This window comes from Corallococcus sp. 4LFB (assembly GCF_046520365.1).
Lineage (GTDB): Bacteria > Myxococcota > Myxococcia > Myxococcales > Myxococcaceae > Corallococcus > Corallococcus caeni.
Genome location: NZ_JBKGHJ010001140.1, coordinates 1 through 806, shown reverse-complemented (window position 1 = coordinate 806; position 806 = coordinate 1). Strand labels below are relative to the sequence as shown.

The 806-nt window shown below is 71.2% G+C and carries 1 pseudogene; it reads right to left on the bottom strand.

What is annotated here, in order from left to right:
- Positions 1-806: pseudogene (locus tag ACLEQD_RS44580) on the bottom strand (hypothetical protein); the annotation flags it as partial.

Genomic DNA, 806 nt, shown 5'->3' with positions numbered 1-806 from the left:
CCGCTCGCGGACACCGCGACCGCTGAGACCTCCGCCGCGGCCACCAGCCGGAAGCCTCCCTGCTCCGCTCCCACCAGCGCCGCCTGTGCGGAGCCCGGCAGCGTCGCGACCCTTGTCGCAAACGTCTGCGCCGTGCTCCCCAGCGCCGCCATCGCCAACATCACGAAGGCCCGTGCCGCCTGCTTGCCCATCACCTCGCCGTACTTCTCTCCCGCGTCACGGACTTCATCGAACGTCCGCGCGTCCTTCACCTCCGCCGCCAGCACCCTCCAGCCCTGGACGAGACTCCACACCGTGTCCCAGCCCAGGTACGCAATCAGTGCCACCGTCAGCGTCGCCGCGACGCCCTTCGTCAGCAGCGGCTCCGGTACCAGCCACAGGCTGAAGTACACCGCTCCCGTCATCACCAGCAGCGTCACCGTCGCCTCGGGGTCCACCATCCCCTCCAGGGCTTCGGCCGTCTCCTCCCACACCGAGTCCAACGCGATGCGGAAGGCCAGCGTCCGCTTGCCCTCCTCATCCAGCGTCAGACCCCTGTCCAACAGGTGCAGGCAGTCCCCGGACAGCCGCTTGCGCACGCACCAGCGCCCGTAGGCGGCCTCCAGCTCCGTGCCCCCCTGCGACACGCGCACGCGGCCCTGCCTCGGGTCCTCCACGGAGACGACGCCCAGCGAGGCTCTGGGCCGGTCCGCTCCGGGACTCAACAACCGCAGCGCTTCCCTCCTGGGTTGCACCGACACCGGCGCTCCTCGCGCCAGCGTCCGCACCGTCTCCTCGAAGGTGTCCCCGTCCAGCGCCACGGGCCG